Origin of the sequence: Lysinibacillus sphaericus (genome assembly GCF_015844675.1) — a bacterium.
Taxonomy (GTDB): Bacteria; Bacillota; Bacilli; order Bacillales_A; family Planococcaceae; genus Lysinibacillus; species Lysinibacillus sphaericus_E.
On record NZ_LDGC01000002.1, the window covers coordinates 362020 to 368607 of the forward strand.

4 protein-coding genes are annotated in these 6588 nt (G+C 36.6%); 3 read left to right on the forward strand and 1 reads right to left on the reverse strand.

The features are described 5' to 3' along the window. Window positions 1–204 precede the first annotated feature (204 nt). Window positions 205–1701, forward strand: coding sequence for a glycerol kinase GlpK (gene glpK / locus ABE34_RS01575; RefSeq protein WP_197139922.1), 1497 nt, complete (start codon window positions 205–207; stop codon window positions 1699–1701). Window positions 1702–1843: 142 nt separating this feature from the next. On the opposite strand, the gene ABE34_RS01580 is transcribed toward glpK, so the two are convergent. After that, window positions 1844–2137, reverse strand: coding sequence for a hypothetical protein (locus ABE34_RS01580; protein WP_197139924.1), 294 nt, complete (start codon window positions 2135–2137; stop codon window positions 1844–1846). 319 nt (window positions 2138–2456) lie between these two features. On the opposite strand from ABE34_RS01580, the gene ABE34_RS01585 reads away from it, so the two are divergent. Beyond that, complete coding sequence (locus ABE34_RS01585) at window positions 2457–3233, forward strand: GNAT family N-acetyltransferase (protein ID WP_197139926.1); 777 nt, start codon at window positions 2457–2459, stop codon at window positions 3231–3233. Between the two features lie 1439 nt (window positions 3234–4672). Further along, window positions 4673–6445 (forward strand): group II intron reverse transcriptase/maturase, encoded by a 1773-nt coding sequence (gene ltrA / locus ABE34_RS01590; RefSeq protein ID WP_197139928.1) that lies wholly within the window; start codon window positions 4673–4675, stop codon window positions 6443–6445. Window positions 6446–6588: the final 143 nt, after the last annotated feature.

Sequence of the window (6588 nt, forward strand, 5' to 3'; positions counted from 1 at the left end):
CCGTGACATCCGCCGGAGGCTTTGGGTCAACGTGATGTTGGTCACTCAGTCGTTGCCATAGGGACTGGCGTTCTTAGACTAAGTTCCCCTATTTCAGCAGGTGTTTGGACACCGTTGAAAGTAGCTTAAATCCGCATTTATCTCACCACCTATAAAGGAAAGAGAATTCGGCTGAAAGAAATTAAAAATTTGGAGGTATGTCCGATGTCAGAAAAAAAATATATTTTAGCTTTAGACCAAGGTACAACAAGCTCACGCGCTATTTTGTTTGATGAAAAAGGGAGCATTCTCCACGTTGCACAACAAGAATTTCCGCAATATTTCCCACAATCCGGATGGGTTGAACATCATGCAGAAGAAATTTGGTCTTCTATTCTTTCTTGTATCGCTACAGTGCTTTCTGCAAAAAATATTGAATCAAACCAAATTGCTGGGATCGGTATTACGAACCAACGTGAAACAACTGTTGTTTGGGATAAACATTCTGGGAAACCAATTTATAATGCGATAGTCTGGCAATCGCGCCAAACAAACGCTATTTGTGAGGAACTGAAAGAAAACGGTTACAATGACTTATTCCGTGATAAAACAGGTTTATTAATCGATGCCTACTTCTCGGGTACAAAAGTAAAATGGATTTTAGACAATGTTGAAGGTGCTCGAGAAAAAGCTGAAGCAGGCGATTTATTATTCGGCACAATTGATACTTGGTTAATCTGGAAATTAACAGGTGGGAAAGTCCATGTTACAGATTATTCAAATGCTTCCCGTACATTAATGTACAACATTTATGATTTAAAGTGGGATGAAGAACTTTTAGACATTTTAGGCATTCCTGCTTCTATGCTTCCTGAGGTTCGTCCTTCTTCAGAAGTGTACGGCTATACGGAGGAAGCTTTGTTCTTCGGCTCTGCTGTTCCAATTGCAGGGGCTGCAGGTGATCAACAAGCTGCACTATTCGGTCAGGCTTGTTTCGAAGAAGGTATGGTGAAAAACACTTACGGTACGGGCTGCTTTATGTTGATGAATACTGGTGAAAAAGCAGTGAAATCAGAAAATGGCTTATTAACTACGCTGGCATGGGGCTTAGATGGCAAAGTAACGTACGCTTTAGAAGGAAGCATTTTCGTAGCTGGTTCTGCGATTCAATGGCTACGTGATGGCTTACGAATGTTCCGTTCTGCTTCAGAATCTGAGCAATATGCTGCGCGTGTAGAGTCAACTGAAGGTGTTTATGTAGTTCCTGCATTCGTTGGCCTAGGAACACCTTATTGGGATTCAGATGTACGAGGGGCAGTCTTCGGTTTAACTCGTGGTACTTCTAAAGAACATTTTGTACGTGCAACATTAGAAGCGTTGGCGTATCAAACAAAAGACGTACTTGGTGCGATGGAAGCTGATGCCAATATTCCGTTGGCGAAATTACGTGTAGATGGTGGGGCTGTTGCAAATAATTTCTTAATGCAATTCCAATCAGATTTATTAAATGTACCTGTTGATCGTCCAGTAGTTAATGAAACAACAGCTTTAGGTGCTGCGTACTTAGCAGGTTTAGCAGTTGGCTTCTGGAACTCGACAGATGAAATTAGTGAGTATTGGAATTTAGATCGTCAATTCACACCTAATATGGATGACTCACATCGTGAAGAAATCTATGCAGGGTGGAAAAAAGCTGTGGCTGCTGCTCAAGCGTTTAAATAAAGATAACTGAATAGAGACGAAAAAACCTTGATAGGCTGATTTGAAGCGGTTCCGGTTGTTAGATAAAAATCTAACTGGGATCCTTCTTAGCCGATCAAGGTTTTATTATAGGTAAACGAACTTTCCATATACAAACGTATCCCTAAATAGGATTATATTTTAACTTAATTGGATCTAGTACATAGAAAATCTTGTTAATGGTTTCGGATGAAGAATTCCAGTCAAAACAAAAAACGCCTGTTATTTTTTCATTTTCAGTGACTACAATACCATATTGATTATTTATTATAGCTGCAGTAGCGCTTTTTCCAAAGAAAAACTTTTTTGCTATTCCTGAAATAAGTGCTAATATCCGCTCTTTACCTTCAATGATGTTTATTGCCGTTCTTACTTTACCTCCTCCATCAGCTGCAAATAGAATATCATTAGATAACAAATGGGTTATTCCATGAATATCCCCGTTGGAGGAGGGAGGGGGGCCCAATAACTTCAGCAAAATAGGGAAGCCAATTAGAGCTTTTTGCAGGTTCGTCATCTACAATGTTTACAGAACCTGACTGCCAATTTAAAGCTAACACAGCTGCTTTTGTTGCGTCTTTTACGTGGATAAAGGATGAGTTACTAAACAAATAGTATCTTTTTTACGGAAAAAAAGATTGAGTTGAACATCTACTTTTGAAATAATTGGTACTAATAAATATTAATGGAATAAGATTCATTAGAAAAAGAATTTTTAAAATATAGGAGGGTCACCCATGGATAAAAATGAATTAATCTCACTATTCCACAAAGAACTTCGACAAGAGGCTCAAGTAAAAGGTTACATAAGAGAGGAAACGGAGCATGTCGTGCGTCACATTTCACAGTTTGGTGACAAAGGGTTCATTGTCTCATCTAATGTAAACGAAGGCGATGTAAGAGAAATTATTAAGAACGAGTTAAACTATTTTAGTAACCTTGAGCAGGATTTTGAGTGGAAGGTGTATAACTACGACAAGCCTGATAGTTTGAAAGATATTCTTGAACAAGAAGGATTCACAATAGATGATCCTGAAGCACTAATGGTCATGAAGTTAGATGAACAGCACCCCTTGCTTAATAATGACCGAAAAATCAATTTAAAGGAAATAACGGATGAACAAGGAATTCAAGACATTGTTGTTCTAGAAGATGCCATCTGGAATGTACCGCATGCTGAGCTGGGAGAAAGGCTTTGGAGAGATAAACAGAATAATCCTGAATCCCTATACCTTTATGGAATTTATGAAGATGGTCAGCTTGTAAGTGCAGCTTGGATGTACTTGGAGAAAAACTCCTCCTTCGCCAGCTTATGGGGAGGTTCAACATTACCGTTGTTCCGAGGAAAAGGTTATTATACAGCTCTTTTAGCTACTCGTGCAAAAAAGGCATATAAAAATGGGCATCCTTTCCTTACTGTTGACGCCAGTTCAATGAGTAGACCTATCCTAGAAAAGTGTGGTTTTCTATGTCTTGCATACTCTTATGGCTGCCAGTCACCTTTTACCAAGTAGTAGAGCCTCTTAGTTAAAAAACTAGCTAATAGAAGCTCATGTGTTATTCCGTTAAAGGTTGCTTTAGTTTAAGAAGAAATATGCTTACGATCTTCCACAATCGGGCGCGATTGCAGAAGAAGCGTCTTTTTTTCTTATTGTGCTAACGTTGCAGGTTTGTTTAATAAGAAATTAGTTGGATAATTATAGTAATTCATGGATTAAGGAGGGATAGATACGGTGAATATATTTCTATTTTTTGGGGTAATTGTATTAGTATTAGTATTAGTATTAGTATTAGTATTAGTATTAGTATTAGTATTAGCTAGCTTATTAAGCCCAAAAAATAAAATGAACTCCACTAAAAAGAAATTATACCTTTTAAGTCTCATATCAACTGTTATTTTTGCTTTCATACCTACGGGTGGCTATCAAGTCGATAGTAACGGGTATCTTTACTTCGGTTTTCCTGCTGAGAGTTTTGTATATCGTGGTGGATTGGTTTTTACATTTAGTTCTTTGGGATTATTGTTTAATTTTTTTCTGTTTTATTGGTTTTTTAAGCTATTACTATATCTATGGAGAGTGTTAAAGGTACGAGTAAAGATGTAAATTCAGACTTATATTTGTAAATCATCTTATTTAGCTAACGGAGCAGGATAGTTGTGCGAAATGTTTCTAGTTTAAATTGAGAATGGTCACATTACTCAGGTAAAGGCTAGACAGTTCCTTTCGGAACTGAAGGGTTATATCGAAGAATCAAATGATGAGGTAACGCTCGGAAGGGTTCTCTCTTAGTCGAATAGCACTGGATTTAGTAAGAATGATTGTGTTATAAGCTCGGTGAAAAGGCGTGAGAAATTACCGTACCAGGTCCGCTGACGAAAGCCTACTCGAGGGAGTGGTGTAATTCATGATGCTTGAGTTGAATGAATATGGTGAGAATGCAAATAAACCGAAAAGAAATGGTTAAGCTGACGAACTTCTGAATGTACGGGTCTAGAACTGCGATACATAGAAATGTGTATATCACCAAATTGTGAGGTTAGATGTGGGTGAGTAAGACTAACTAATATGAAAATCCATGATACGTTACAGGCGTATGTATCTAACAGGCTTAGAGGAAGCACCTAAGTTCATTCTATAATAGATATAATTCAACGTTTTAAGCTGATAACGTGGAGGGCTTACTCCCCTAAGAAACGTTGACAAGGAAAGCAATAATGATACTAGTTACTGTATAACTTGCCTTTATATCAGTGAAAGTGGTGGCACAGTACCAATGAAGTGTCTAATCCACATGGAGGGATAGCCACTAGACTAATAAAGATTTATTCAACCAAGTAAGGCAGTTCTTTATCGATTAATAAGGTTCTTGTGAGACTAATAGAGGTTTAACTCCAAAAGGAGTCACCGACTTATTGAAACGGAAGAAACTGAGACACAATGAGTATTATAGTATGCAAGATTGTTTTGATACACTCTACGCTCAAAGTGTTTGTGGTCATCATTTCTATAACTTAACAGAATTAATGAGTTCTAAGGATAATATACGTCTTGCCTACCGAAACATCAAAAGAAATACAGGTAGCAAAACTGCGGGAATCGATAAATTAACAATTAATGATATTCTGCATTTACCAGTTGTAGATGTAATAGCTAAAGTTCAAGGTATGTTCAAATGGTATGAACCACAACCAGTTAGACGGGTTTTCATTCCAAAAGGAGTAGATAAAACTAGACCTTTAGGGATACCGACGATATGGGATAGAATTTTTCAACAATGTGTACTGCAAATTTTAGAGCCAATCTGTGAAGCTAAATTCCATAAACATAGTTATGGTTTTAGACCAAATCGCAACACTCATCATGCCAAAGCTAGACTTGAATTTCTCATTAACCAATCTGGACTACATTATTGTGTTGACGTAGATATTAAAGGTTTCTTCGATAATGTAAATCATAGCAAACTTTTAAAACAAATGTGGTCAATAGGCATTAGGGATAAATCCCTTCTTTCTATTATATCTAGGTTATTAAAAGCAGAGATTGTAGGAGAAGGTATTCCTACAAAAGGAACACCGCAAGGTGGTATTCTTTCACCTTTATTATCTAACATTGTGTTAAATGAATTGGATTGGTGGGTTAGTGACCAATGGGAAACATTTGAAAGCAATTATACGTATTCGACTAATGGTAGTAAGTATCAGCAATTAAAGAAATCGAGTTTGAAAGAGTGTTTTATTGTCCGTTATGCGGATGATTTTAAGGTGATGTGCCGAACAAGGTCACAGGCAATTAAAATAAATTATGCATTAAAAGAATTCTTGAAAAAGAGATTACACTTGGAGACGAGTGAAGAAAAATCAAAGGTCGTGAACTTAAAGAAAAACTCTTCAGAGTTTCTAGGATTTACAATAAAAGCCATAAGAAAAGGTAAGACCAGATTTGGTTTCGTAGCAAAGTCTGATATGTCAAAAAAGGCTAAAGCAAATGCCTTTCAAAAGATTAAAGAAGCGATAAAAGTAATCAAGAGAAAACCCTGCATTCAGACCGTTTGGAATTTTAATACCGTTGTAATGGGTATCCAAAACTATTACTCAGCTGCAACTCAAATTACAATTAACTTGAATGAGTTAAATCTATATCTACGCAAGACGTTATACAATCAACTAAAGAATATTCGAACAGAGGCAAGTTTTCATGAGATGTCAAAGACATTACAGAAGCGATACAAAGGATATAAGTCCAAACTATTTAAAATACAAAATATGGTCTTTGTCCCCATCCATGCGCAACGATGGAGAAAAACACTTGGTTTCTCCCAAGTGATATGTAACTATACTGCCGAAGGCAGAGCAAAAATTCACAATAGCCTAAAGGCTATCAATAAAAATACGCTTTCTTACGTCATGAGAAACTACATTCCAAACAGATCTATTGAATATAACGACAACAGAATAAGTAAGTTTATTGCCCAGTATGGCAAATGTGCAATTTTAGGTGAAGAATTAGGTATTATCGACTGGCATTGTCATCATATTAATCCTTTTCACATTTCAAAAGATGATAGCTACTCAAATTTAATAGTTTTGAATAAGGCTATACATCAACTTATACATTTGAAAGACAAAGTAAAAATTGAAAAGTTCCTAAAAGCTGTAAAGCTTACAAATAAGCAATTAGAAAAAGTAAATAACTTACGACTGAAATGTAACAATGAAATAATCTAACTTTGGAAAATCTTCACTCGGCTGCTTAAAACATAGAAAGAATAAATTGGATTAGTTGGAACGCCGTATGCGGTGAAAGTCGCACGTACGGTGTGAACAGGGGGAAAAGCCAGCGATAACTTCAAAGGCTTACCTATCTGTAT

Coding starts and splice junctions, on each gene's coding strand:
- glpK (WP_197139922.1), top strand. CDS start 205: ATGTCAGAAAAAAAATATATTTTAGCTTTAGACCAAGGTACAACAAGC.
- ABE34_RS01585 (WP_197139926.1), top strand. CDS start 2,457: ATGGATAAAAATGAATTAATCTCACTATTCCACAAAGAACTTCGACAA.
- ltrA (WP_197139928.1), top strand. CDS start 4,673: ATGCAAGATTGTTTTGATACACTCTACGCTCAAAGTGTTTGTGGTCAT.